This is a genomic window from Schaalia turicensis ACS-279-V-Col4 (assembly GCF_000296505.1).
Classification (GTDB): Bacteria; Actinomycetota; Actinomycetes; order Actinomycetales; family Actinomycetaceae; genus Pauljensenia; species Pauljensenia turicensis_A.
On the sequence record NZ_JH815209.1, the window covers coordinates 423,126 to 447,830 of the forward strand.

Genomic DNA, 24,705 nt, shown 5'->3' on the forward strand with positions numbered 1-24,705 from the left:
CCCCCGTCAGCGTAGGAAACTCCTTACGAAAACAAAAACCCGGAACCGCAAGGTTCCGGGATTCATCTGGGTGGCTGACGGGACTCGAACCCGCGACGTCCTGGACCACAACCAGGTGCTCTACCAACTGAACTACAGCCACCATTGAAGCGCTTAGCGCAACGGAGAAAACTCTAGCAAATAAGTCACCTCAAATGAAAATCGTACTGGGTACTAGCGCGTGTCATTCGCCACGTCGCCCCCAACAAGCGCAAAGCCACACCAAGCAAGGCGCCACGTCACCAACCGCACCCAACGCGACAAAACCGAACTTTTAAACCCACATCCGTCACACCAAGCGCACCCGGGAACCACACACACTCACCACCACATCACCCACCGCACCCAACGCGACAAAACCAAGCTTTTAGACCCACATCCGTCGCACCAAGCGCACCCGGGAACCACACACACGCACCACCACATCACCCACCGCACCCAACGCGACAAAACCGAGCTTTTAAACCCACATCCGTCGCACCAAGTGCAGTCGGGAACAAAAAATCAACCCACACACGGCACCAACCGCACCCAACGCGACAAAACCGAGCTTTTAAACCCACATTCGTCGCACCAAGTGCACCTGGGAACAGAAAAGACTCAGCCAGGCACCGATGCAATATCGGAATCAGACCCTTGAGACCCTAACCACCTAGAATTAAACCAGTCCAACTTCCAGGGGCTAGTTCGCCAACTTCCGGGCGCTAGTTCAGGCCTTCGGGGCGTCCTCACTCAAGCGAGATGCTCACCAGTGCGCACGCACCGAGATTGCATCAGCAAAGTTTCCGAGCGCTTCCGGCGTTGCGCCCAGGTACAGGTCAGCATCAACCAAAGACACTTCCATGACCAAGAACGAGCCCTTACCGTCCGGCACCAGGTCCACGCGGTTGAACAGGAACTGTTCGTCGCGTCCAATGCGTTCCTTCACGTATGCGTGCAGGTTACGGCGGATTTCTTCGCCCCACTGCCATGCGACAGAGTCGGCTGCCTGAGCGGTGACAACTGCTTCGTGCATGCTCGGGTCGGTGACGGATGCGGGGTGCAGCTGCGCACGCTTCACCACAGCGTGCGAGACCAGACCATTGAAGAACACCAGCGAAATCTCACCGTTGGTGTCGATTTCTTCGAGGTAGCGCTGAACCATGACCGCACGTCCCTCGCCCAGCAGCTGCTGGACCTGCGCGATGGCGGCTTGACGCTGCGGGGTGGAAAGAGTGGTGTATCGGCCGATATCACGCACGCCGGACGAAACGGCGGGCTTGACAATGAACTCACCAGAGGCCGGGAATCGTGTGTGGATCTGGTGCTTCGACAGGTTCTGCTCAGGTTCCAGCCAGGTGGTGGGAATGGTGGGCAGACCGCGCTTCGCCAGCGAGCGCAGGTAGGTCTTATGCGTGTTCCACTCGAGAATGTCGGGGTGGTTCAGGATTCGCGGAACCTTCTTGGTCCATTCGAGGAAGGTGTCGCGTTGCAACGGGTAGTCGCTGACCGAACGAACGATGACCATTCCGGCTTCGTTCCAGTCCACGTCCGGGTCATTCCAAACTTTAATGTGGGGGTCGCATCCGCGTTCCGCGAGAGCATCCAGCAATCCTTCCTCACCGTGGTAGAGGTTCGGCATTGCAGATGATGTCACCAGCGTGACTTTGGGCTTGGTCGTCATAGTTCCAAAGATACCGAATCGGCGCATGCTTGTGGGAGTTAAGTCCTGAGAGCCAGCGCACGCCACAGTGGTCGTTTGTTCGCTCAGCGACGAGGCCGCCTCCACTTGGAAACCGTCTCACCACTACAGGGGCGGGGGCACACTCGCGTCTAAGATCAAGGAGGGGCGTACTCAAATCTGGGTACGCCCCTTCCCGTTGTCTTTATCGGTTCGACACTTATCGCAATCCGAGTTCCCGATCGAGCGCTTCTTCAAGAAGTGTGTCAATCAAGCTGGTGTAGTCGAGTCCTCCCTTTGCCCACATTTGCGGGAACATGGAGATCGGCGTGAATCCGGGCATGGTATTCACTTCGTTGATGATGACGGATCCGGTTTCTTCATTGTGGAAGAAGTCGACGCGTGCCAGACCTTCGCATTCCAAAGCGTCGAACGCGCGGGCAGCCGTGTCGCGGATCTTCTTTTCGAATTCGGGCGCCACGTTTGCCGGGCACACGAGGCCGATGGCTTCGGTGTCGACGTATTTGAGTTCGTAGTCGTAGAACTCGCCTTCGGGGACCTCGATTTCGCCGAGGGGCGCGGTGCGCGGGTGTCCCGTGGCGGATCCGAGGACGCCGCATTCGATTTCGCGTCCAACGATTCCGGCTTCGACGATGACGCGCGGGTCAGCGTTTTGCGCTTCCTTCATGGCGACTGCAAGCTCGCCCGCGGAATCGACTTTGGTGATACCGATGGAGGAGCCTGCGCGACAGGGCTTCACGAACACAGGGTATCCAAGTGCGCTCACGCGGTCGGTGCATGCCTTGGGGTCTTCTGCCCATTGAAGAGCGGTGATGAGTTCCCACTGCCCCACGTCGATTCCGGCTGCGGCAAGCACGGTCTTCGTCAGGTGCTTGTCCATAGAGATTGCGCTGGAGGTGACGCCGCATCCGACGTAGCGGACGTTCGCCATCTCGAAGAGGCCCTGGATGGTGCCGTCTTCGCCGTAGGGTCCGTGCAATAGAGGCAGGACAACGTCAACATGTCCAAGGTCTTCAACGCCGGAAACATGGGAATCTAAAGCCGAGGGATCGCCTTCGTAGGTGACGTCAAGCAGCGACCCAGAACCGGGAGCAAGAACAACGCGCGAGGCGCCGGCCGTCACGCTCTGGCCGTGTCCGTCTTTGAATTCCAACGCCGAAGGGTCATCGGCTACGCGCACCCATTCCCCATCGTGAGTAATACCGACGGGCAGAACATCCCACTTCTCGCGATCAATTGCGCGCAGAATTCCGGCCGCTGTCGCACACGAAACCTCGTGTTCACCTGAGCGTCCACCAAAAACGATGAGGACGCGACGCTTTTCAGTTTCAGTCATGCGTTAAGAGTATCGCCACCGCGCGCCCGTTCGACTACGCGGTAGCGGTGTGCCCGTTTACTCGCATTGCCGAAGCCACGCTCGGCATATTTTCACGCTACGCGTGAACGCCACCCGAACAAGGGCGCGAATAGGAACCTCAGAGTAGCGAGATCTCCCAGCCATCCATCTTCTGCGGGCGCGCAAGGAGCATCTGTCCCATCTGTTCGATCGTGGCGTCACCGCTGACAACGGCTAGAACGGCTGCGCTGATCGGCATATCGATGCCCAGCGAATCAGCGACAGCAAGGATCGGCTCGGCAGAACGCACGCCTTCAACAACGCCAGGTGACAACGCGAGGGCCTTGTCCAAACTCAAGCCCGTACCCATACGATGACCCAAGGAGAAGTTACGTGACAGGCGCGACGAACAGGTTGCCATCAGATCACCAATACCGGCGAGTCCAGCAAATGTGGCGGGGTCTCCCCCAAGCGCTTGACCCAGGCGAGTCATCTCAGCAAGACCTCGTGTAATGAGAGTCGCGCGGGTATTGAGCCCCAGCCCCATCCCCTCTGCAGCGCCAATAGCCACGGCAATGACGTTCTTCGTCGCGCCCGCGATCTCACAGCCAATAACGTCCGTCGAGACATACGGCCTAAAGTACGAGGTGTGACACGCCTTCGCAATATCGATAGCCAACTGCTGGTTCGTTGAGGCAACGACTGTGGCCGTCGGCTGATGCTCGGCGATTTCGCGCGACAGGTTCGGCCCGGAAATGATAGCAATACGATCTTGGCCTAGTCCCGAGGCTTGTTCGATAATCTCGTCGACGCGCAGATGACTTGCAAGCTCCAAGCCCTTCGCAAGAGACACGATCACAACATCATCACTCAAGCATGGGCGCGCAGCCTCCAGAGTCGAACGCACACCGGCAACCGGCACAGCGATAACGATCAGTTGAGCGCCGGTCACAACCTCTTCGATAGACGTCGACGCACTGATCTGATCCGACAGTTCAATACCGGGAAGATAGGTCGCGTTCTCACCCGAGTTGATGAAGTCAACCGTGGTAGCTTTCCGACCCCACATTGTTACATTGAGCCCAGCATCCGCAAGAATCTGCGCAAAAGTAGTACCCCAAGCGCCGGTACCTAAAACCGCCGCGCGCGTAAACACACGTTCCTTACTCATATGTGAGACCCTACTAGCACCTCGACAATTATGGCGGTGAAGATTCAATGATGTCTCGTAAGCGTGTGATTGGCGTTGCCCTGCTGGCATCCTGCGGTGTGATCTTGGGCGCCTGCGCACCTCAAGCCGACGACACTATGAGTGATGGATCGACACCACAACCGATGCCCTCACAATCTGGCCAGTCAGGTGATGCCACCCCAGAATCTGGCCCTGACGCACACGAACAGGGCACGCAGCCAATTAACGGCGACGCTTGGGTCAACGAGTTGGAAGACGCCCCGTCTCAACCTGGCGAAACCCCAGCAATCTTCCACGATATGCGTGTTGGCGAACACGACACTTTCTATCGCATTGTCGTTGAGTTCACCGGCGAGGCCACCCTGGGCTACCACCAATCGTGGGCCGACAAGCCGATCGAACAGGGACGCGGACAGGAATTGGACGTGGAAGGCGTCGCCTATCTTGATTTCGTCCTGACCGGAACATCAATGCCGATCATGGACGGACAACTCGAGCAGTATTATCAGGGGCCACGAAACCTGCAGGTTGGTCCCTTGGACGTACGCGAAGACGGAACCTTTGAAGATTCGACCCACATCGTGATCGGTATGGATCACGCGAGGAATTTCCAGCTCGGCTTCCTGACACATCCGCTTCGAGCAGTAATCGACATCCAGAAATAGCAAGCAGAGCTAATCCAGAAATAGCAAGCAGAGCGAGAGCCTCGGGAGCGCGTGTCTTCCCCAGCCTATTTGCCTGCCTTCTTCGCCTTCTTCTCTTCGAGCTTCTTACCTTCTTTTTCCCACCACGGGCCGGCCTTCGTCTTCGCCTGCCACATACGAGTCGGAGGTTCAAGGCCGCGCAGTTGTGCCACTCCCTTGGTCAGCGCAGTGTGCATGCGCGAAGTCGCTTCTTTCACTGCCTCGTGATTATCTGCCCCCTGGTCACTCATCAGATCCGACAGGTCAACAGGAGGCATGATCTGGTAGCGAATCGTGCGCCCAGGGCGGAAATCAATCTTCGACGAGTACGGGCCCTTGACGAATTGAGCACCCCATTGGGCAATCGGAACCACCGACACACCGGTGTCCAACGCCAGGCGCGCAGCACCCGTCTTGAACGACATCGGCCATTGATCGGGGTCTTGAGTGAATGTGCCTTCCGGCCAGATAGCGACAATATCGCCGTCTTTCAGAGCCTCGGTGGCAGCTTCCAAAGACTGAGCGGGATTCACTTCGCGGTCAACGGGGATCAGCCCCATGCCCGCAAAAATTGTGCCCATCACCGGCACAGAAAACATCGACTTCTTCGCCAGAAAACGAATCTTCGTCTTGCGCTTCATGTAGAACCAGCAGAGGCTCAGAGGATCAACGGCTGACAAATGGTTCACAATCAGCAAATACGGGCCGTTTTCCGGGATGTTTTCGGTACCCTGCGCATCAATCTTCACCCACGGTGTCATGATCGGACGCAGGACGTTCTGGGCGAAGCGGTAGACGCCAGTGATCTTCGTGCTCATGGATCGAAGTCTAACGTGAGAACAGGCACTCATCGCGGAATGTCAGGGTGCTGTCCACCTGCGCCTTTGCGTCTAAGGTCGGCGAATGGGTGCAGGAGCGATCCGCCACGCCTTACGCCGACTACGTTCCTCAGACCAGAACGTCGACGATGTGCGGCGCCGAAGTCACGGTGAAGGGAATCTCGGCCACCTTATCGCCGTCCGCCATGGCAACCATGCCAACGGGCTGGGTAATTTCAATCGACGAGGCCGGCTCCACATGGATGACCTCATGCCCCTGCGAGCGGCCACCCACAACCTTCGCCAAGATCGGAAGAGCCTTCAGCAACGGGATGTCTTCAACGTGGCACAGTTCCATGATCCCGTCGGTCATATCGGACTGAGGAACAAGGCGAACGCCACCACCCAATCGTCCAGAGTTAGAAACGGACGTGATCCACCCAGTAAGCTCGCGTTCTTGCCCATCAATCTTCAGCGTAATGGTGGAAGGGCGATGGGTTGCGAGAGCAGCGAACGCTCCATAGCCGTATGCGATAGGACCAGACGTAAACATTGACTCGTTCGCCAATAGATTCGCCTTCGCATCCAAGCCCAAAGAGACCAGCCCCAAAACCAGGGAATGAACAGTTCCGTCTGGGGTGGTCACCCACATTCCGTCCATCGGGCGAATTCGCGAAGCAAATAGCTCGTCGCTTTCTTCGTTCACAAAACCCAGTTCTGCCAACTGTTTCGCGCGAGCTGACGCATCGGGGCTGATCCCAAGAGCTCGACACAGATCATTGCCTCGTCCGCCAGGAATCGGCGCGAACAACGTGCCAGCTTCGTGGGCGCCTCGTGCGATCGCCGAAATGAAACCGTCACCACCCAGGGCACCAATCACATCCTCGGTTGTTGCAGACGCAATCTGACAAGGGTCATCCGACGCTCTGGTGACGCTGACTCGGACCGCCCAACCACCGCCACGTAAAATGCGGACAACTTCGGGGCCGACGTTCACTGAACGACCACCGGCTGACATAGAAGAAATCAGCAGATGGATTGATCGCCTCTCCGCCGTAGTGTGCGCAGTCATTGATTCGCTTACTTCACGTAGTCGACGCGAGCATCCAGCTGGTGCAGCTTCTTCGTAAAGTGCTCATAGCCTCGAGCAATCACGTCAATGCCAGCAACCGTAGACGTTCCCTGAGCGGCAAGCGCAGCAATCAGATGCGAGAAGCCACCGCGCAGATCAGGAACCTCGATGTCCGCACTATGCAGCGGAGTGGGGCCGGAAATAACAGCGGAGTGGAAGAAGTTACGCTGGCCGAAACGGCACGGTGTTCCGCCCAAGCACTCGCGGTAGACCTGAATATTTGCGCCCATCTTGCGCAGGGCCTTCGTGAACCCAAATCGGTTCTCATAGACGGTTTCGTGAACGATGGACAGGCCTTCAGCCTGAGTCAAAGCAACGACAAGAGGCTGTTGCCAGTCGGTCATAAAGCCCGGGTGCACGGCCGTTTCAAGGGCAATCGACTTCAGTTCGTCACCGGGATGGTAGAAGCGGATGCCGTCAGAGTCGATGTTGAACGCTCCACCAACCTTGCGGAAGGTGTTAAGGAAGGTCGTCATGTCGGGCTGGTGTGCGCCACGGACATAAATATCACCGCGGGTTGCCAGCGCAGCGGCGGCCCATGATGCAGCCTCAATACGGTCAGGAAGTGCGGTATGGCGGTAGCCCTTCAGCGTGGGCACGCCTTCGATGCGGATCGTGCGATCCGTATCGACGGAGATGATGGCACCCATCTTCTGCAGGACGTTAATGAGATCCATGATCTCAGGCTCGATCGCCGCCCCCTTCAAGGTGGTAATACCTTCAGCACGAACAGCGGTCAAAAGGGTCTGCTCGGTGGCACCGACTGAAGGGAACGGAAGCTCAATAACCGCACCGTGCAAGCCCTCTGCGGGCTTCGTGATGTGGACGCCGTCAACACGCTTATCGACGTTCGCGCCAAACTTGCGCAGGCCTTCAAGGTGGAAGTCAATGGGGCGACCACCGATGTTGCACCCACCCAGTTCCGGGATGAAGGCTTCACCGAGCTGGTGCAACAACGGACCGCAGAACAGAATCGGGATGCGCGAAGCCCCGCCGAGGGAATCGATGTCAGAGCGCGACGCAACCTGAACGTTCGTCGGGTCCAGCGTCATCACACCGGTTGTTTGGTCGAAATCAACAGTCACGCCGTGAAGGCGCAACAGGTCCGACACAACATCAACGTCGCAAATCAACGGCACGTTCGACAGCTGTGACGGAGATTCACCAAGAAGCGACGCAACCATCGCTTTGGGCACGAAGTTCTTGGCACCACGAACAGTGATTTCACCGGTTAGCGGGTGACCGCCTTCAACGCGAAGCACGGAGGGCATGAATCAGGCTCCTCAAAAAGATGAATAGTCTGCCTCAACTTTAAAGCACGGCGTGCCGTGAGCGTCTGCAAAGGAGAGTCACGTCTCCCACAGATTCACTCACGGCACAACACACTCAGATGAAACCGAGTTTCGAAGTATTCAGTGATCCGAACTCGTTCAGCGAGCGGACGGCATTCCCAGCCCAACAGGACGAGCAGGAATGACCTCTTCCTTCGGAAGATACTTCGCCGGAAGCGTCTTCGGCTTGAAAGAAGGACGGCTGGTTTCGTAGGCGTCGATTGCGTCTTCGTCGCGGAGAGTGAGAGCAATATCGTCGAGGCCCTCCATCAGGCACCAGCGCACGTAGTCATCAATCTGGAAGGACGCGGTGACCGGACCGGCGGTCACCGTCTTGTTTTCAAGCGAAACAGTGACTTCTGTGCCCGGCTCGTTTTCGAGGATCTTCCACAGGGACTCACAGTCTTCTTGAGAGATCACGCCAGCAACAAGACCCTGCTTACCCGCATTGCCTCGGAAAATATCGGCAAACTTGGCAGACAGGACGACGCGAAAACCGTAGTCCTTCAACGCCCATACCGCGTGTTCACGCGACGAACCGGTACCGAAGTCGGGGCCGGCAATCAGGACAGAGCCAGAGCGGTACGCATCCTGGTTCAAAATGAACTCGGGATCGTTACGCCAAGCAGCGAAGAGAGCGTCTTCGAAGCCGCTGCGAGTAATGCGCTTCAAGTAGACGGCGGGAATGATCTGGTCGGTATCGACGTTCGAGCGACGAAGCGGAACACCAACACCGGTATGGGTCGTGAACTTCTCCATGAGTGTTATCTCCTTCTTCGTTTCTTACAGATCAGCGGGGCTGGACAGGGTGCCTCGAACCGCGGTTGCAGCGGCAACCAGCGGGGAAACCAGGTGGGTGCGACCACCCTTACCCTGGCGACCTTCGAAGTTACGGTTCGAGGTGGATGCTGAACGCTCCCCTTCCTTCAGCTTGTCGGGGTTCATTGCCAGGCACATCGAGCAACCGGCATTACGCCATTCAGCGCCGAAGTCGGTGAAGATCTTGTCCAGTCCTTCAGCTTCAGCCTGCAGGCGCACGCGAGCAGAGCCGGGCACGACCAGCATGCGCAGGCTGTCTGCCTTCTTACGGCCCTTGATGACGGCTGCCGCTGCACGCAGATCTTCGATACGACCGTTCGTGCACGAGCCGAGAAAGACGGTATCGATCGGGATTTCACGCATCGGAGTGCCCGCCTCGAGCCCCATGTATTCAAGCGCACGCTCGGCTGCCATCTTGCCAGTCTCATCGGTGAAATCATCCGGATTCGGGACAGTGGCTGAGAGCGGCACGCCCTGGCCGGGGTTTGTGCCCCAAGTGACAAATGGCTCAATATCGGCGGCTTCGAGGATGACCTCGTTATCGAAGACGGCATCATCGTCGGATCGCAGAGTCTTCCAGTATTCGACTGCGCGTTCCCACTCTTCCCCTTCGGGAGCGTGCGGACGGCCCTTGATGTATTCGAAGGTGGTTTCGTCGGGAGCAACCATGCCGGCGCGGGCGCCCGCTTCAATCGACATGTTGCAGATCGTCATGCGGCCTTCCATCGACAGCTCGCGGATTGCTTGGCCTCGATATTCCAGAACGTAGCCCTGGCCACCGCCGGTGCCGATCTTTGCGATGACAGCGAGGATGATGTCCTTCGCAGTCGACCCTGCAGGCAGGGAACCGTTGACGGTGATTGCCATGGTCTTGAACGGAGCCAGTGGCAGGGTCTGGGTTGCCAGAACGTGTTCGACCTGGCTGGTACCGATACCGAATGCGAGTGCGCCGAATGCACCGTGCGTCGAGGTGTGCGAGTCACCGCAGACAATTGTCATACCCGGCTGAGTGATACCCAGCTGCGGGCCGACAACGTGAACGATGCCCTGGTCGGCATCACCCAGCGAGTGCAGACGAATACCGAACTCTTCAGCGTTCGAACGCAGAGTGTGAATCTGTGTACGGCTGGTCTCATCAGCGATCGGCAGGTCGATATCGAGGGTCGGGGTATTGTGATCCTCGGTGGCGATCGTCTGATCGGGACGACGAACCTTTCGCCCTGCCAAGCGCAACCCTTCGAAAGCCTGGGGACTGGTCACTTCGTGAACAAGGTGGAGGTCAATGTAAAGAAGGTCAGGGGCGCCACCTTCGCCCTTTTTCACAATATGGTCGTGCCAGACCTTTTCGGCCATTGTGCCGGTCATGTTTCCCCCTTACGTGCGTTCAAAATAGTCCTGAACAGCGCTTACTTACAGACAAACGGTCACCGAGCGACTTATTCGCTTGCTGTTTCCTTGTTCATCGTCTGCCGTTTCAGCATGCGAAGAGTTGCAGTCTCATTGGTTGAGATGGCAAACTTTTGAATATGGAGGATTCAACGACTAGCGGAGTCGGAGTTCTTGACAAGGCAGCACTCGTTCTTGGCGCGCTTGAAGCCGGACCTGCTACCTTGGCTCAACTCGTCTCCGCGACAGGTTTGGCTCGACCCACCGCGCACCGTCTAGCGGTTGCCCTTGAGTACCACCGCATGGTTGCTCGCGACATGCAGGGACGTTTTGTTCTCGGTCCCCGCCTCCAAGAACTCGCTTCGTCTGCTGGCGAAGACCGTCTGCTTGCAGCGTCGATGCCCGTCCTGAAGGCTCTTCGGGATCATACGAAGGAATCCTCACAGATCTTCCGTCGCCAAGGCGACTACCGTGTCTGCGTTGCCGCATCCGAACGTGAGATGGGTCTGCGCGACTCCATCCCGGTTGGCGCAACTCTATCGATGTCCGCTGGTAGCGCAGCACAGGTTCTGCTTGCATGGGAAGAACCCGACCGCCTGCACCGCGGTCTTTACGGAGCCTCCTTCAACGCGACGACGCTCTCTCAGGTTCGTCGTCGCGGGTGGGCACAGTCTGTCGGTGAACGCGAGCCGGGAGTCGCGTCAGTTTCCGCTCCGGTACGAGGCCCCTCGGGTCGAGTCCTCGCTGCCCTGTCGATTTCCGGTCCGATTGAACGCATGGGGCGCCAGCCCGGTCGCCAGCACGGCCCGTCCGTCGTTGCAGCGGCAAACCGCCTGTCTGACTTCCTGCGTAGCGTCGAAGACGGCGAGCTCTAGCCTCCTCTGCCGTCTTTAACCTCCAACGCATAAAAGTGTGAGCCCCAAGAAAACTCTTGGGGCTCACACTTTTGACTATCGAGTCGTCAGCAGTCCGTTGTCGTGTTCAGACGCAGGACACCGTAGGTCCAACCGTGTCGGTGGTAGACGACGCACGGTTGCTTCGTTTCCTTGTCAATGAACAGAAAGAACGGGTGGCCAACCATTTCCATCTGGTTGAGTGCTTCATCAACCGTCATCGGTTCGGCTTCGTGAACCTTTTGACGAACCAGGATCGGAGTATCGCCAAGCTGCTCTTCGCGCGCTTCACCAACCTTGAGGTCTTCCGCAGAGCGAAGTTTGAGCGGAGCGGCCTCTTCGATGGTATCTTCAACCGGCGCAGGTTCTTCGAGGAACTCGACCTCATCCATCTCGTGAGAGTAGCGACGACGATGATCCTTGGCGCGGTCACGCAAGCGACGGAGGCGTTCGAAGAGTTTACCGGCCGCAATATCTACAGCTGCGTAGCGGTCGCCGGATTCTGCTTCTGCTCGAATGATTGGACCCTTGCCGTAGACCGTGAGCTCAATTCGCTCGGCGGTATCTGCTTGGCGAGGATTACGTTCGTGTGTCAGTTCCACGTCGACGCGCTGAGCGCGCGGGTAGAACAGGGTAATCTTCGAGACTTTCTCTTCGACGTACTCACGGAAGTTCGGGTGGATTTCCGCGTTGCGTGCGACGACAGTGATGTCCATTTTTCCTCCATGGGAAGCTGGCGAGCTTCGTTGCTCGCGGGGTTGAATGTCCGATTGCCTCATCGCATCGGACGGTGATCGTAGCTATCACCCCCAGTCGCTGGGCAAAGACGCCATTCTTCGGGTCATCTTTGCTCTATCGGTTATACGCCTATCATACCCCTTTTTGCGTGAGCTGCGTCATAGAAAGGCTAAACTCGGGCACATACGCCGACCGCGTCAACCCGTCCAACAGCGCGCGCCACCTCACGGCATGTCGCTCCTGTTGTCAACACATCATCAACAATCACTACCGCCACATTGGCGGGAATATGAAGCCGCCGGCGCATGGATCCGGCTCGATCGAGACGGCGGCCTCGTCCCCCACGACCCGCTTGAGAGCGCACGCCAAACCGCAAACGAACGGCGCCAACCACCCGCGCTGGCCGTCCACTGACCTGCGCAAGCCCTAACGCAACACCCCGAGCAAAAGCGCCGGTCACATTCTTACCGTGAAGCACTCGTTTCCAGCTCGACGGCGCAGGAATCACCCACCACGGCTCATCGCCTGGAAGCGCAGCGGCAAGACAACGCCCCACACTTGCGCCCGCGTCATATAAGAAGTCGTCGCCACGAAAGGTCGGCGAATGTTTAGAGGCGATGATGATGTTCCTCAACTCGCCGTCATACCTTCCGATAAACCCCATCGGCACGGTGGCGCCACTTCCGTCATTATCACAGGGCGCGCATGGCATTCCCGTTTCGCTCTCCCCTAAGGTGACGAGGCCGATCCGCTCTAATCGAGCGGATCGAAGCGCGATACTACGACAACGCGGACACACGACATGATCCCAGACCATACAACCCGCACATTGAGCAGGCATCAGTATTGACAGCAGGGACAAAACCGCGATGCGTAAACGCTGAAGAAACTCCATTTCTCCATCATGTGCCTCTGCTTCAAGGAGGGCGAACGGGGAATCTGCATTCTGTGGATAACCCGCCTCAATTTGCTACGGTGTTTAACAATTGTTCACTTTGACGTGAAAACGAAACTGAAAATGAATCAGATGCGCACTCTAGCCAGGGAATCGCACGTCGGCGAAAGTTGCGGGCATAGCCTGCCATAAAGCACCCGTTCGACACGTGACGCTACCCGAACGGACCTTCACACACACATTCGCCGTCGTCAGACCAGCACTGACTGCTAAGGCCTGATCTGGAACCTCGGACTGGGAAACAAAGCCACCAATCGCAACTTCATCGAGTTCCATATCGTCACTATCAGCCGACGATTCAGCCGAACGAACAACCACATAGGACGACGAACCAGCCCACGAAAGATCAGCAATCTGCCCGTGAATACCGAGAATCGCCTGACCATCTTCAAGGCCTAGTGGCACACCGCTACCATCTCGCGCAACCGCGAACATCCAAGCGGTCGCGTTCGACGGCGTTCCAGACAAAACAAGAGCTCGCGCACCATCGGGCGAAATGACAACGCGAAGCACGCTCACAACACCTGTTTCATTCATGGGAACACGTCCAACCTGGCCGTCGGGAGTCGTTGCAATGATCGGTCCGCTTGTTGAAGCGGGCGACCAGACCCAGCCGAAGCGGTCAATCGAAGGAGCCCCGGCCTCGTTCCCCGCCGACCCCACGTCCACCGACGAATGCGCGCCTTGAGCACCCGAGGCGGACACGACCAGCGAATTTCCTTCGCGCCATGCCACAACATCGCGGTTAATCGGCGACACCGCCGGATACGACGCGGAAGAAGCAGGAGAAATCGGCAAGTCAAACGGTGTCAGAGTAGAGCCCGCCAGCGATCCAATGCGACCTGCCTGCAAAGCAATTCGCGTATCCAACGAATAGGAGGGCAACGACGGAGTCTCGACCCCTTCAAGAGAAACCCCGGAAAGACTCAGATCCACTGTGGAAATCTGCGAATCCTGAAGGAGGGTTTCCGTCACCTCCCACGCAAGAAGCTGACGCGGGGTTCCCTCGCCAACCGTGGGGGCGCTCAGATCCACTTTCGCGATCTGATCACTGATTTCAACACCCTGAGCCGGGAACGTCGTTCCACCGGGAATCGCATTCGTGACCGCCGCTTCGATCGTTTGGCTCGGCCCAGCGATCAGACCTGAGAGCAGATGCGAGGCAAGGCGACGCGAAGGATACCAACGAGGATCCGCAACCAAGGCATCCCCGGTCGTCGCCGGGAAATAGAGGTTCGCTTGTTCATAGGCGGCACTGAACGCCGTTTGAGAAACGATGAACGCATCTTCGGGGGAATCGATGCGCCACTGCCCGCCCTCTTGGACCAGGTTGAACGTCGACGAGATCATGGAGTCTTCGCTCCGCGTCATCACGCCTTCACTGTTCACTGACGCGACAGCGGGAACAGTCACCGTTGCTGTTAACGTTCCCGATCCCTCATCACCTTTAATTGAAATCGACGGCGACGAAGCAGTGTCATAGATCAGAGCCTCATCATCTGGTGCCCACGCCTGCTGGGAAGCAGCCGTTAAAAACAAGCGCGCAGTCGCAAAATCATCATTCGTTCCCGCAGCGCTTGCAAGAAGAAAATCAGAAATCAACGTCTGCGGATCAGAATTCTTCAAAGGCCCATCAGCAGCAAATTCAACGGGATCAACGTCAGGAACAGACACCTCAAAGGGCGCTGGATCCGATGCCAGAGGCAAAGCAATACAGCCGGCAAGGCCAAACATGAGGATTCCGGACAATAATCCGGACGCACATCGTCGCTTGAGGGCACACCTCATCATGTGGCTTCCTCCCACAATTCAAGAGGAGTCGACACTACGGTCCCACCCGACGCCTTCGGCAGGGTCATCACGAACGAGGCTCCTTCGCCAATCTTTCCTGTCGCAACCAAAGTACCCCCGTGAAGCGCCACGTCCTCTGCAGAAATGGACAGACCCAACCCGGTACCACCCGTTGTACGTTTACGCGAAGAATCCGCGCGGAAGAAGCGGTCAAAAACGTGGGAGGCTGTTTCCTCACTCATACCGGCGCCATGGTCGCGCACTCTGACAGCAACGTCTGTTTGACTCTGAGCGACCGTAATATCAACCGGAGTTCCTTCAGCGAATTCAAGAGCATTCACGAGAAGATTGCGTAGCACGCGCTCGATACGACGCACATCAATCGGGCACGCGCACCGTTCTTCGCCCGCGTGAAGTGCGACGGGTACACCCAGTCGATATGCCAGCTCAGTATTAGCTTCAATAACCCTGGCAACAACCGTCTTCAGGTCCGTCATTTCAGCTTCAAGATCAGCTGAGCGAGCATCGTAGCGTGAAATCTCAAGCAGATCGGTAAACAGTGAATCCATTCGTTCTGTCTGATCGTGGAGAAGTTCAGCCGATCGTTTCGCCGGAGCGGGTAGGACATCCCGGTTATCCCAGATGACTGAATCCGCCATCTTGATTGTCGTCAAAGGCGTTCGAAGTTCGTGGGACACATCGGAAACGAAGCGCTGCTGAAGCTGTGAGAGCTCGTCATATTCTTCGATCTTTAATTGTAAGGATTCAGCCATCAGGTTGAAGGCCCCCGACAGCTGTGCCATTTCGTCACTGCCCTTCACGTCAAGACGAACGTCCAGATCACCGGTAGCAAGTTTCTTCGCCGCATCTGCCGTTTTGCGAACGGGACGAAGCAACTGAAATAGCATCCAAAACGCGCCAACTGGCAGAGCAATCATCAAGGGAGTGGCGGCGACCAAAAGGACACGCATCACCATATTCACCTGGCGCTGATCGGAGGCAAGGGAATAGACGATGTACAGTTCGTGCGTTCCTGCTCGAGGAAGACGCACCGTCGTTCCGACAAGGATTCCCGGATCCACGTGATCGCCGTTGGCTGGGATGGCAACAGACTTCCACTGAGCCTGTCCCCCGTTTTGCACGGCATCGCGCATTTCGGTGTCGATCAACGCATCAACATTCGCGTCGACGATCTGGTTGATACGGAACGTCGATGTCGAGGTCTGAGAACGCAAGAGAATAACAGAAACAGCACCCGCACCACCGGCAGATGCCCGAATGTTCTGAACAACCTGACGGGCAGCTTCCTGAACCTGATCGGGAGTTGAAGCCGTTGACTGGTCGAAAACAACCTGGGCGCTTGAAAAACGCAGGGCTGCGTCTTCGAGGATCTGAGTTCGACGCGACTCAAATGCGGTATCTTTCAACTCAGCAGACACGAGCAGTCCGAAAACAGTGATCACTCCGAGGGCTGCAACCGTGATCGCTAAAGCCGAACGAAGTGATAGCGAGGCGCGGACCGCGCGCGCAGGCCCAGAGCGATAGACGGCTGTGTAGACACGCGAGTTCGTCCACTTACGCACACGCGAACGAAGGCTCTGAACCCACTTCTTCAGCCGCGGATACTTGTGATAAGGCGTGTCAGGCGAGCTGGCAACATCGCTGGTTGAAGCCACCGCGTCATCTTGAACGAGCTCCGAGTCAGTGTCGCTTGCCACGCCACGGTCAGGCGCCTGCGCCGGCACGGTAGCCGACTCCCCTCACCGTGATAACAACTTCAGGCTTTTCCGGATCTCGTTCGATCTTCGAACGCAGACGCTGGATATGAACATTCACAAGACGTGTGTCCGCCGCATGGCGGTACCCCCACACCTGCTCAAGAAGTTCTTCTCGGCTAAACACCTTCCACGGTGCTCGCGCCAGCGCAACAAGAAGATCGAATTCAAGCGGGGTCAGCGAAATTGCTTCGCCCCCACGCATGACCTCGTGCCCAGGAACATCAATCTCGACGTCATTAATCGACAGCTTTTCGTCACCTGAGTCGTCACGCCCACGCAGACGTGCACGAATTCGAGCAACAAGCTCCTTCGGCTTAAACGGCTTTGCCACATAGTCGTCCGCACCTGCTTCAAGGCCAGCCACAACATCTGACGTATCCGTGCGAGCGGTCAGCATGACAATCGGAACATCCGACTCCAGACGAATCTGTCGGCAGACTTCAATACCGTCGATACCGGGCAACATGAGATCCAAGAGGATCAAATCAGGATTCGACGCGTGGAAAGCCGCGAGCGCTCCGCTTCCATCTGAGCAGGTGGCGATAGCAAATCCTTCGGCTTCTAATACGATGCCAATCATCTCTGCAAGGGCGACGTCATCGTCGACTACTAGGATTCGCAAAGTCATATAACGATCGTGTCACGATCGAACGGTTTTTGTGACTCGACTCGCCAAATGGTTCAGCGTTACCCTTTTTCGCTGCCCATTTTCCTTATCTTTTTATCGTCTCATGCCATACTTTTTTCATCTTCATTGATTGAAGTGACCTCCAGAGAGCCGTCATGACTGATTCACACGACTTCCGCCACCTCCACGTGGGTTCATGGGGAGAACCGGATTCTCCGAACACTCCACAGTTCCACCCACAGGACAATGCCACTGTGTGTGCCTCTCAGGATCCTTCGTCCGCTCAGGGCTTCAATCAGCCTCCCATTCAGGCAATGAACTCCACGCCGATGTCGCCCGGTTCCCCCTCCCCAGTTCAGCCCGGAATTGTCCCCCTGCGCCCACTGGGCGTGGGTGACCTGTTTTCTGGAACGTTCGAGGCTCTTTCAAAGAACCCGTTCGTCTTGTTCATTCTTCCCGGAATCGTCACGATTGTTGCTGGGATCATTACGCTCGTCACGATCTATTTCGCGTTACCGAATTTCACGTCGCTTGTTGATTTTGACGGTCGCATATCGACCGATGACCTGTCGACAATCGGGATGACGATGGCGCTTCGTACTATTCCCTTCGTTCTGATTCTGCTTGGTCTAGCTGGCTTGTTCCCAGCGATCGTGGTTCCAAACGGTACGGCTGACGCGATCATCGGTAAGAAGCTATCCGCCGAAGATGCCTTCAAGCGCTTTAAGTCCAGACTGCTTGCCATGATCGGTTTAAACATTCTCTGGGCATTCCTCTTCACCCTGATCGTCAGCGTTACATTCGCCGTATTCTCACTGGTCGCCCTAGGCGTAAACTACGTCACCGACCGTAGCCACACTCAGATGATGATGGTTTTCTTGCTCTTCGGCTCAGTTGGAGCAATCACGACATTCCTTGTGTGCGTGTTCTTCCACGTTCGGTTCATTTTTGCTCAAACGGTATGCGCGGTAGAAAATCTCTCCCCATTTAAAGCGTTGAAGCGCTCGTGGACGCTCACACAAGGCGTAGCGTTCAAGACTCTTGGACGCTCCATCCTGATTGCAATGGTGATGGGCGCGATCGGAAGTATTTTCTCCGGAGTGCTCTCCACATTCACTACGTTCACCATCAGTACCGACTTCACTTCGTTCACCATCAGTACCGATCCGCAGATGTATCTGACCGCAATTCCGTTAGCGGCAGTAGCATCCACGATCGTGCAGATGCTTGTCATGCCTCTTTCGCAGACATACATCGCGTTGATGTACGTCGACGAACGTATCCGCAAAGAAAACTTCGCTTACACGTTGATGGAGCAGATTCGTCACTGAGCCTGCTGAGCGCGTCCGTTTAGTGTGAGTGCGGAGCGTCAGAATCAGAAATAACCGTGAACTGAGCCCTGCGTTTCGCATACGGAGACTGCGGGTCAAGAGGGCTTGAAGTATCAGGATCTTGGGACGTAAACGGACCTCGTTCGCAGGCCTCGTAGGTTCGCGGTCTGGAACTACGCGATGGCGAATCCGTTGCCTGAGAGGCGGACGAACGCGGAGGAACTCCAGCCTGCGATGCTTCAGATGACGAGGTAGGCGTCTTGGCGGCCTGGCGAACCGCGTCCACAAGGGCAAGCAGATCGTCGCCCGAAGGCGGAACCGAATCAAAGTGGGTGACAAGTCGGATGAGCTGCCAGTCCTGAGGCGGATTAAAGCGGTTCGCGTGGTCTTCGCACATGTCATACGCGTTGGGTTGCGCATATGTTGACAGTGGGCCGAGGACAGCCGTAGCGTCCGCATAGTCATAGGTCAACGTGGCAACTGCCGGACGTGAGCATCCTGGCTTAGAACAAAGACGAGCCGAAATCACCCCCATAGCCTACGCCAGGATTACCCATTCGGGGCGTTGGCACTCTGACTAAGGCGAAGCACGTTAATGTTGTGGGGTGCCTAGTCGAATTCATCATCCTCGTCGCGATCCTCATGGTCGTGGTGGCAGGGGTCCCGTCTTTTTCCCGGGAACACCCGCATGGCGAACCAGGCGCGAAGCCTTCGATGAAATGATCGGCGCGCACATCGTAGAGCTCACTCGACGCTGGCCCGAAGTGGCAACAATCGAATTCGCTACCGAGGATGTTCCTCCGTCAAATCCAGCTCCGTGGGAATCTCACGCTGAAGTGCTTGCACGCATTTTCCACGCTGATCGCAGGCGAGGTCTTCGAGACAGAATTGTCATCTATCGGCTTCCGATCGTTCTTCGCGCAGGCGATCATGACGTCGTGAAGATTACACGTCAGATTCTGGTCGACAGGATCTCGCACATCTTGGCGATTCCGCCGGATGAATTAGACGAATACCTGCGCTGACAGGTTGAAGACACACTGCCAGCCGAACACGTTGTCAGCGCGTCGGCTAATATGCGTGCCTTACCTAGTTGAAAACACACTGCCAGCCGGGACGTCGTCAGGGGCCGACGTGGACCCTAGCTTGTTGCGTTGCCAACCCTCCGGTGCCAACATTCCACGTTGCGTGCACAACACCATTCGGAGTTGTTGCGCTGACAACGATGGAGGCGTAAATCTGCTGATCAGATGTCACTTTGCCGTCATCTCTAGGAAGATCAACGACGGTGGATGTGCCCGCAGGAACTTGGACTTCCCGACCAGCAACGCTGACCGTAGCGTCTGAGGACGCATCCGTGAGAGGATTCACCAGTACCATCTGCGCAACCACGTCGCTCACACCGGAGTTACTTTCCAGAGACGTTGCGCGCAGAGGCGTGGCACTCAGTTCCTTTGTTACCAGATCACTCAGGGTTGTTAGCCCTGGAACATCTGCCTTCGAGAGAGCGTTCGCAGTGGCGATACTCGACAGGATCGTCCACGTCTGATCCGTCTGCGCCCACTTTCCGCCATCCCACGATTGTTCAATGGCACTCACGACCGGCGCATCGGAAGTGACCATAATGCCACTGGCGGTTGATGCGATACCCGTCAGTGGAATATCCAGAACGGTTTGGGCATCAATTTCCAGTTCTGTTCCTTCGACAACCTTTGACCCGTCCTCGCCGATCAAGGTGACCTGAATCGACGCGGGGTCTTCCCCGGGGACACCGATGCGGAGAAGAGACGCTGTTTCGCCACCAAGACCCGCGAACACCACTTGTGTCGCAGGTTTCGTCGACGCACTCCATGTGGCACCAGCGGGGATTTCGCCATCCAATCGGGAAGTTTGAGCCCACGCGGAGATGCCCGCCGAATCGGACTCAATATGCAGGGCGATTCTCTCTTCGTCGGGGTACCAGCCCGAGGGCACGACGGTGATCGTTTTCCCAGCGGGCACGGTGAGCGTGTGCGGAGCATCGTCCAGCAATCCAATCGGCCCATAGCCGGTCACGGAAACGGTTGCTGGGATTGCGCTGGGATTGGCCAGAGCAAGAACAACGTCATTACCCGCATACGTCGAGCCCGTAAGAATCCATTGATCACCGCTGGGAAGTGAGCAGCCCGTGGCTGACAATCCCAGTAGTTCTCCGCCGCCTTGGCCAGTGATGACAACACCTGTAGGAACGCTGATTTCTTCATTTGGCGCCCCTGAGGCAGTGATCGATCGGGCCAGTTCATCACCGTCTGTGGGGGCAAGAGTCGACCAGATGTGTCCTGCAGTCGTGGTGGCAGGAGTCGACGCGAATGGGTCAATGATTCCCGGTGGACATGCAAGCGTCACCGACGACGGGGCAGCCGTGATGACGGGTGTTTCAATCGTCGTGGGTTCTTCACCGGACAGGAACGTTGTAGCGCTAGCGGCAAGCCCCAAGAGTGCAAGCGCACCAAGGGAAGCGAGCAGTGCGACCGGTTTGTTCATGCGTTCAGTCATGAGCGACGCTTCCTCCACGGCATACCGGCCAAGAACGCGAATCCTAGAGCCACCAGTGATGCGATCATCCAAGGGAGTTGCCACCAGCTTTGATGCCACACGTGAAGCTCTCCGTCGGTAACCCCACTAAATGCTTGCGCCCAGCCATTGGAGGCCAGCTGCGGGGTGAGCTCGGTTCCGTTCACTGTTGCTTTCCAGCTGGAATGCGCGCGTTCTGCCAGTTGCACTGTCGCATTCGTTCCGGTGTTTTCAACCGTTCCACGCGCATCAAGCAAGCCGGAGTCGAGGCTGGCGACGGTGCCCTTCGCATTCAGTGTCACCCGCGCAGGGGTACGGCCTTGCGGGCGGATACGCCACAGGTATCCCGCATCGGTTTCGCCAACGCGTTCAATGTCGGGGGCAGATGCCAGTGCTTGCACGAACTGCTGGACTTGTACAGAATCAGAGCGCACCAGAATCGAGTCGATTCCGTGTTCACCGATTGCCTGGACTGTAGAGGCGTCAGGGTAGGAAACGAGCGTGAGCACCAGCGTTTGAAGGTCTGCTGTTGCTGCGTCCGATGGTGCACCCGCGGTGGCCTCGTGGTAGGCGATCGCGCGGGTAAGCGCTGTTGAGTCGGTGAATGACGGTCCGTTTGCGCGCCATACGTTGGCATCAATGACGAAGAATGTTGCGTCTGCGTCCAGGACAAGGACGCGTCCTGCAGTTTCGGACGTTTGCGCCTGCTTGGACACTGCCGCGATCACATTCGGGTTGGCGACGACGTGGTCTGAAGTCAAGCGTTGAGTTTGCGTCAAGTCGCCGTCAGCGCCAAGCGCACGAATGTGAGTGAAAGCAGGAAGCACCCCACCGGCGACGATTCCGATTGTGCCGATGAAAGCGACGAGTTTCAGCCAGAACGGTGCTTTGGCGTCCCACGTCTTGACGTGAGAGGACGAAAGTGCAATGGCAACAAGCATGCCGACCGCGCCAAGCGAGAAGTAAGTGCCAGTCCAGATAGTTGTCGTGGTTGCTCCGCTCAGGCCTGCATCGAGTCTGGAGGCGAAGGGTGTCGACGCAAGAATCAGTGCACTGGTGAACACGATCAGTGGGACGATGCGGTTGCGACGGTGCGCGCTAAGCGTCGACGTGGTCATGACTGCGAAGGAGCATGCCACTCCCCCGATGATTAAGAATGCCGAAGGCGCGACCCAGATGCTCATTTCAAGAATCGACGAGGCCGCGCTTCCCAATCCGAGCACCGTGAACCACGAGGGCGCGGTCGTGGAAGCAAAGGTTCCGCCCGAAGCGTCCAGCAAGGCTCGCCAGCCTCCGGGACTGGTCAGGGCGAAAGCGTAGAGCGGAGTGACAAGAACAAGCGAAGGAAGAAGAGCGAGCAGAGCGCGAACCCATGGCAGGCGCCGGGTTGCGGTAGCCACAATCAGTGCGAAGAGCACTGCAAGAAGCGCGGAAGGAAGCGCTGAAACAAGGAAGGCCGAGGTCAACGCAAAGCGCGCTAACGCACCGGTTCGTTCTGACCTGAGCAGTTCCACGGTGCCTTGCGCTCCGGCAATTCGCAGAGGCTCTGGCGCAATGAGAACGCGGAACCATTGGTCAACGGCAAGGGGAAGCAGGACGTGGAAGAGTGCCGGTCCGATACGCCCCTGCGAAGTGGCAAGGCTGAGGGACGGAAGGAATGCCCATGCGAGCGATCCCAGGGCACGCACTGCGATGGACTGAGTCAGACGACCGGTCAGACACCATGCGCTCAGGCAGGCAAGTGGCCCGGTGAGCATCGCAATGATGCCGATAACGGTAGTCGGTTCGATGCCGGCAAAAGAGAAAGGCCATGTAATAAGTGCGAAGGGAATCAACAGCGGATCGTTAGGGCCGGCCATACCATCGCCACCGGGGATCCATGAAGCCCATGCTGCGTCCCAAAGATCGCTCCACGACGAAGGGAGAGTACGCCACGCGCCACCACTCACTGACGAGGTACGTCCCCACCAGAAGGCCACGCTGAGGGCGATCGTAACGAGCATGATGGTCGCGAAAGCTACGCGTGAGCGCGAACGATACTGAGCGCGCGATGTGGTGACCAGCGGGTCTTCGTCTTTGTCTTGACCGATTGCCTGGCGTCGTCTGCGCGCACTGTCACGCACCTGTCGACCGCTTACGTACAGCTCGCGAAGAACCTTGACGGGAACGATACGACTACGTGCTGCACGGTGACGCGCTAAGAGCAGGTGCGGGGTTATCGCAATCAGAGCCAACCATGCCCGCAATTCAGGCCAGAACAGTTCACTGCGACCGCTGACTAAGCGTCCAAAAGCACGTGCGGGCGACCAGAAGGCAAGCCAGAGCGCCAAGAATGGCAAAGTGAAGACTCGCACGCCCTTTGCCCAGTTATAGAGCTGGGCAAAGCGACGCTGGCCAAAACTCATATCGCGGGGGACGCGCGCGGAAATGGAGGAAGGCTGGTTGAACAGATCGAGAACGCTGGCATCGTCACTCGCCGTTGCAGGCTGGTCGTCTAAAGACTCTTCAGTGTTTTCGCTGAGCGCCAGTAGTGCCGGAGGAATGTACGAGGTACGAAGGTGGCGAATCCTCGCTGTGGGCGCTACAACAACGCGATAGCCGGCAAGGTGCAACCGGCGGGAGAAATCGAGGCCTTCTCCGAACGGACCGAGAGCAGTGTCAAATCCTCCCACTGCGTTCCAAGCAACGGTGGAGACGAGCATTCCCGCAGTGCCGACGCCCAGGACATCAGAGGTTGAGTCGTATTGTCCTTGGTCGATTTCGCCACGGAGAATTCCGTCAGCTCGACGCGCGCTGGACGTTGCCTGAATACCGCATTCAATAATGTGGGACCCATCGGAGCACATTTGTTTTGGACCGACGGCACCGATGGTGCGTGAGCGGTCTGCATTTGCCCAGAGGGCATTCAAGCAGTCTGGTTCAGGAATGGAATCGGAGTGAAGGACCCACGCCCACGCGTAGGTGTTCAGAGCAGCATCTTTATCGGCGAACGCCTGGTTGAGAGCCTGCGAAATGTTCTTGGCGCGGGGCGCGCTGATTCTGTGGGCCGTGGGAGCAATGCGACCAATGAGCCCAGCAATTTCAGTGTCTGACGCTGGAGAACAATCAATAACATAGGTTGCACCAGGCTTCATTGTCTGGGCTTGAACAGCAACGAGGACGTCGCTGAGGATTTCCGTGGCCTCGTGAGCGACAACGAGAGCTACGAGAGAGGAGCTCACTGGAGAGTCATCTTTCAGATAGCGAGGCGACGCATACGACGGCGTTCGCGCTCTGACAGCCCGCCCCAAATACCGAATCGCTCGTCGTGTTCGAGAGCGTACTGCAAGCATTCTTCACGAACTTCGCAGGACTGGCAGACAGCTTTTGCTTCGCGTGTTGACCCGCCCTTTTCGGGGAAGAAGGCTTCCGGGTCGGTCTGAGCGCAGAGTGCGTGCTCCTGCCATGCAAGAGGGCCGTCAATCGACGCGTAGAAGTCAGCATCGAGTGCTTCAGACCAAGAAATCGGTCCGTCACCGAGAATGTTCCACACGTGAATATCTCCTTGCAGTTTTACATCAATATAAGAATTACACGCGTGTCATCTTCATAAGTCAAGCCCGAGGGAGTAATTAAGAAATC

The 24,705-nt window shown here is 57.2% G+C and carries 20 protein-coding genes and 1 tRNA gene; 4 read left to right on the forward strand and 17 right to left on the reverse strand.

Going from position 1 to position 24,705, the window contains the following annotated elements:
* Window positions 1-69: 69 nt before the first annotated feature.
* The 4 genes from HMPREF9241_RS05620 to HMPREF9241_RS05635 form a co-directional block, all read right to left on the reverse strand.
* Window positions 70-142: transfer RNA gene (locus tag HMPREF9241_RS05620), tRNA-His, on the reverse strand.
* A gap of 642 nt (window positions 143-784) precedes the next feature.
* On the reverse strand, window positions 785-1,702 hold the full coding sequence (locus HMPREF9241_RS05625; RefSeq protein ID WP_040318568.1) for an ATP-grasp domain-containing protein: 918 nt from the start codon (window positions 1,700-1,702) through the stop codon (window positions 785-787).
* Between the two features lie 217 nt (window positions 1,703-1,919).
* Window positions 1,920-3,056: a D-alanine--D-alanine ligase family protein gene (locus HMPREF9241_RS05630; RefSeq protein ID WP_006681317.1), complete on the reverse strand. Its 1,137-nt coding sequence runs from the start codon at window positions 3,054-3,056 to the stop codon at window positions 1,920-1,922.
* A 139-nt stretch (window positions 3,057-3,195) separates the two neighbouring features.
* Window positions 3,196-4,227 (reverse strand): NAD(P)H-dependent glycerol-3-phosphate dehydrogenase, encoded by a 1,032-nt coding sequence (locus HMPREF9241_RS05635; RefSeq protein ID WP_006681318.1) that lies wholly within the window; start codon window positions 4,225-4,227, stop codon window positions 3,196-3,198.
* A gap of 50 nt (window positions 4,228-4,277) precedes the next feature.
* Between HMPREF9241_RS05635 and HMPREF9241_RS05640 the strand changes: the two genes are divergently transcribed.
* Entirely contained in the window at window positions 4,278-4,913 is a 636-nt protein-coding gene (locus HMPREF9241_RS05640) for an AMIN-like domain-containing (lipo)protein (RefSeq protein WP_131367641.1), read from the forward strand.
* 65 nt (window positions 4,914-4,978) lie between these two features.
* On the opposite strand, the gene HMPREF9241_RS05645 is transcribed toward HMPREF9241_RS05640, so the two are convergent.
* The 5 genes from HMPREF9241_RS05645 to leuC all read right to left on the reverse strand — a co-directional run bounded on the left by HMPREF9241_RS05645 (window position 4,979) and on the right by leuC (window position 10,396).
* The gene (locus HMPREF9241_RS05645) at window positions 4,979-5,749 is read right to left on the reverse strand and encodes a lysophospholipid acyltransferase family protein (protein WP_006681320.1); all 771 of its coding nucleotides are present in this window, start codon (window positions 5,747-5,749) and stop codon (window positions 4,979-4,981) included.
* Window positions 5,750-5,879: 130 nt separating this feature from the next.
* A complete protein-coding gene (locus HMPREF9241_RS05650) occupies window positions 5,880-6,821 on the reverse strand; it encodes a diacylglycerol/lipid kinase family protein (RefSeq protein ID WP_006681321.1) in 942 nt (313 codons plus the stop codon).
* Between the two features lie 8 nt (window positions 6,822-6,829).
* Window positions 6,830-8,152, reverse strand: coding sequence for a UDP-N-acetylglucosamine 1-carboxyvinyltransferase (gene murA / locus HMPREF9241_RS05655; protein ID WP_006681322.1), 1,323 nt, complete (start codon window positions 8,150-8,152; stop codon window positions 6,830-6,832).
* A 159-nt stretch (window positions 8,153-8,311) separates the two neighbouring features.
* A complete protein-coding gene (gene leuD / locus HMPREF9241_RS05660; protein ID WP_006681323.1) occupies window positions 8,312-8,971 on the reverse strand; it encodes a 3-isopropylmalate dehydratase small subunit in 660 nt (219 codons plus the stop codon).
* 24 nt (window positions 8,972-8,995) lie between these two features.
* On the reverse strand, window positions 8,996-10,396 hold the full coding sequence (gene leuC, locus HMPREF9241_RS05665) for a 3-isopropylmalate dehydratase large subunit (protein WP_006681324.1): 1,401 nt from the start codon (window positions 10,394-10,396) through the stop codon (window positions 8,996-8,998).
* Window positions 10,397-10,557: 161 nt separating this feature from the next.
* Here leuC and HMPREF9241_RS05670 point away from each other — a divergent pair, with 161 nt between their 5' ends.
* A complete protein-coding gene (locus HMPREF9241_RS05670) occupies window positions 10,558-11,292 on the forward strand; it encodes an IclR family transcriptional regulator (protein WP_006681325.1) in 735 nt (244 codons plus the stop codon).
* Window positions 11,293-11,378: 86 nt separating this feature from the next.
* Here the strand turns inward: HMPREF9241_RS05670 and hpf are convergent, their stop codons facing one another.
* From hpf to mtrA, 4 genes are all read right to left on the reverse strand, one after another.
* A complete protein-coding gene (hpf, locus tag HMPREF9241_RS05675; protein ID WP_006681326.1) occupies window positions 11,379-12,026 on the reverse strand; it encodes a ribosome hibernation-promoting factor, HPF/YfiA family in 648 nt (215 codons plus the stop codon).
* A gap of 1,058 nt (window positions 12,027-13,084) precedes the next feature.
* Entirely contained in the window at window positions 13,085-14,794 is a 1,710-nt protein-coding gene (locus HMPREF9241_RS05680; RefSeq protein ID WP_006681328.1) for an LpqB family beta-propeller domain-containing protein, read from the reverse strand.
* A complete protein-coding gene (gene mtrB, locus HMPREF9241_RS05685) occupies window positions 14,791-16,539 on the reverse strand; it encodes an MtrAB system histidine kinase MtrB (protein ID WP_006681329.1) in 1,749 nt (582 codons plus the stop codon). Before mtrB ends, HMPREF9241_RS05680 begins: the two co-directional genes overlap by 4 nt.
* A complete protein-coding gene (mtrA, locus tag HMPREF9241_RS05690; RefSeq protein WP_006681330.1) occupies window positions 16,520-17,200 on the reverse strand; it encodes an MtrAB system response regulator MtrA in 681 nt (226 codons plus the stop codon). Before mtrA ends, mtrB begins: the two co-directional genes overlap by 20 nt.
* A 155-nt stretch (window positions 17,201-17,355) precedes the next feature.
* Between mtrA and HMPREF9241_RS05695 the strand changes: the two genes are divergently transcribed.
* Entirely contained in the window at window positions 17,356-18,531 is a 1,176-nt protein-coding gene (locus HMPREF9241_RS05695) for a DUF7847 domain-containing protein (protein ID WP_006681331.1), read from the forward strand.
* A 19-nt stretch (window positions 18,532-18,550) separates the two neighbouring features.
* Here HMPREF9241_RS05695 and HMPREF9241_RS05700 read toward each other — a convergent pair whose 3' ends face one another.
* Window positions 18,551-19,060: a DUF3499 domain-containing protein gene (locus HMPREF9241_RS05700; protein ID WP_006681332.1), complete on the reverse strand. Its 510-nt coding sequence runs from the start codon at window positions 19,058-19,060 to the stop codon at window positions 18,551-18,553.
* 76 nt (window positions 19,061-19,136) lie between these two features.
* Between HMPREF9241_RS05700 and HMPREF9241_RS05705 the strand changes: the two genes are divergently transcribed.
* The gene (locus HMPREF9241_RS05705; protein ID WP_243440780.1) at window positions 19,137-19,556 is read left to right on the forward strand and encodes a metallopeptidase family protein; all 420 of its coding nucleotides are present in this window, start codon (window positions 19,137-19,139) and stop codon (window positions 19,554-19,556) included.
* Window positions 19,557-19,653: 97 nt separating this feature from the next.
* Here HMPREF9241_RS05705 and HMPREF9241_RS05710 read toward each other — a convergent pair whose 3' ends face one another.
* Genes HMPREF9241_RS05710 through HMPREF9241_RS05720 form a run of 3 tightly spaced genes read right to left on the reverse strand, consistent with a single transcriptional unit; the run spans window position 19,654 to window position 24,616 of the window.
* On the reverse strand, window positions 19,654-21,066 hold the full coding sequence (locus tag HMPREF9241_RS05710) for a DUF5719 family protein (RefSeq protein WP_006681334.1): 1,413 nt from the start codon (window positions 21,064-21,066) through the stop codon (window positions 19,654-19,656).
* On the reverse strand, window positions 21,063-24,305 hold the full coding sequence (locus HMPREF9241_RS05715) for a glycosyltransferase family 2 protein (protein WP_006681335.1): 3,243 nt from the start codon (window positions 24,303-24,305) through the stop codon (window positions 21,063-21,065). Before HMPREF9241_RS05715 ends, HMPREF9241_RS05710 begins: the two co-directional genes overlap by 4 nt.
* Before the next feature lie 14 nt (window positions 24,306-24,319).
* Window positions 24,320-24,616 (reverse strand): WhiB family transcriptional regulator, encoded by a 297-nt coding sequence (locus HMPREF9241_RS05720; protein WP_006681336.1) that lies wholly within the window; start codon window positions 24,614-24,616, stop codon window positions 24,320-24,322.
* Window positions 24,617-24,705: the final 89 nt, after the last annotated feature.

Bases quoted from the DNA above. Each gene is read 5' to 3' on its own strand.
- HMPREF9241_RS05625 (WP_040318568.1), bottom strand. From the start codon at position 1,702: ATGACGACCAAGCCCAAAGTCACGCTGGTGACATCATCTGCAATGCCG.
- HMPREF9241_RS05630 (WP_006681317.1), bottom strand. From the start codon at position 3,056: ATGACTGAAACTGAAAAGCGTCGCGTCCTCATCGTTTTTGGTGGACGC.
- HMPREF9241_RS05635 (WP_006681318.1), bottom strand. From the start codon at position 4,227: ATGAGTAAGGAACGTGTGTTTACGCGCGCGGCGGTTTTAGGTACCGGC.
- HMPREF9241_RS05640 (WP_131367641.1), top strand. From the start codon at position 4,278: ATGTCTCGTAAGCGTGTGATTGGCGTTGCCCTGCTGGCATCCTGCGGT.
- HMPREF9241_RS05645 (WP_006681320.1), bottom strand. From the start codon at position 5,749: ATGAGCACGAAGATCACTGGCGTCTACCGCTTCGCCCAGAACGTCCTG.
- HMPREF9241_RS05650 (WP_006681321.1), bottom strand. From the start codon at position 6,821: ATGACTGCGCACACTACGGCGGAGAGGCGATCAATCCATCTGCTGATT.
- murA (WP_006681322.1), bottom strand. From the start codon at position 8,152: ATGCCCTCCGTGCTTCGCGTTGAAGGCGGTCACCCGCTAACCGGTGAA.
- leuD (WP_006681323.1), bottom strand. From the start codon at position 8,971: ATGGAGAAGTTCACGACCCATACCGGTGTTGGTGTTCCGCTTCGTCGC.
- leuC (WP_006681324.1), bottom strand. From the start codon at position 10,396: ATGACCGGCACAATGGCCGAAAAGGTCTGGCACGACCATATTGTGAAA.
- HMPREF9241_RS05670 (WP_006681325.1), top strand. From the start codon at position 10,558: ATGGAGGATTCAACGACTAGCGGAGTCGGAGTTCTTGACAAGGCAGCA.
- hpf (WP_006681326.1), bottom strand. From the start codon at position 12,026: ATGGACATCACTGTCGTCGCACGCAACGCGGAAATCCACCCGAACTTC.
- HMPREF9241_RS05680 (WP_006681328.1), bottom strand. From the start codon at position 14,794: ATGATGAGGTGTGCCCTCAAGCGACGATGTGCGTCCGGATTATTGTCC.
- mtrA (WP_006681330.1), bottom strand. From the start codon at position 17,200: ATGACTTTGCGAATCCTAGTAGTCGACGATGACGTCGCCCTTGCAGAG.
- HMPREF9241_RS05695 (WP_006681331.1), top strand. From the start codon at position 17,356: ATGACTGATTCACACGACTTCCGCCACCTCCACGTGGGTTCATGGGGA.
- HMPREF9241_RS05710 (WP_006681334.1), bottom strand. From the start codon at position 21,066: ATGACTGAACGCATGAACAAACCGGTCGCACTGCTCGCTTCCCTTGGT.